Source organism: Pseudoalteromonas piscicida, from assembly GCF_002744175.1.
In the GTDB taxonomy this organism is placed as follows: Bacteria; Pseudomonadota; Gammaproteobacteria; order Enterobacterales; family Alteromonadaceae; genus Pseudoalteromonas; species Pseudoalteromonas piscicida_B.
This window is the reverse complement of sequence record NZ_NKHF01000138.1, coordinates 1-767: the sequence shown is the minus strand read 5'-3', so window position 1 is coordinate 767 and position 767 is coordinate 1. Positions and strand designations below refer to the sequence as shown.

Annotated in this window: 2 tRNA genes; one reads left to right on the top strand and one right to left on the bottom strand. The window is 38.6% G+C overall.

Annotation, left to right across the window (positions count from 1 at the left end):
• Positions 1-71: 71 nt before the first annotated feature.
• Positions 72-146 (bottom strand) — tRNA-Ala (locus tag CEX98_RS22105).
• Between the two features lie 492 nt (positions 147-638).
• On the opposite strand from CEX98_RS22105, the gene CEX98_RS22100 reads away from it, so the two are divergent.
• Positions 639-714 (top strand) — tRNA-Val (locus CEX98_RS22100).
• The last annotated feature ends 53 nt before the right edge of the window (positions 715-767 follow it).

The window sequence follows — 767 nt, the reverse complement described above, 5'->3', positions numbered from 1 at the left end:
TAACAAACAGCTTTGCACTCGAGGCGTTACCATTTGGATTATGTACTAGGACATATGCACTAACGAAGTTTTGGTGGAGCTAGACGGGATCGAACCGTCGACCTCTTGCATGCCATGCAACGCTCTCCCAGCTGAGCTATAGCCCCATTTAATCAGACTTAAATTGCTAGCCTGTATCGCTGAGTGCGGGGCGCATTCTATGCAGGAGCAAAAATAAAGTCAACAACTTTTATGAAAGTTTTTTCTAACTGGTTCATTTTAAACCAAGAAGCGTAGAATATAACCAAACCACCCTAGTTTGCAAGCGTAACAGTTTGAATTTGAGCATAAATCAACCTCCCCTTCCATTTTCTGTATGCTTTACTATAACTTCTTTGTCTTTGTTAACTAAACAACAATATATTTTGCCGTATACATTCTCAAAACATCCCAACGTTAATGAACACTCTTCTACAAAAATGACAAAGAAAGGTTAATAATTGCTTTTTACGGTTCAGTTTTCACCTCCTAATAATGAAGAGCTTTTGCCATTGAACAGAAAAGCGTCATACGAAATGATTTTTTAAAGTTAAGTGTTGACTCTTTTCAAACTAAACCTATAATACCGCCCCACAACGATACACGTTGTAATACAAGTTGGGTTGTTAGCTCAGTTGGGAGAGCATCGCCCTTACAAGGCGAGGGTCACTGGTTCAAGTCCAGTACAACCCACCAATTCTATATTTTTAGAATTGAGTGATAACTCTGTTCAAGAGTATAACTTGAAA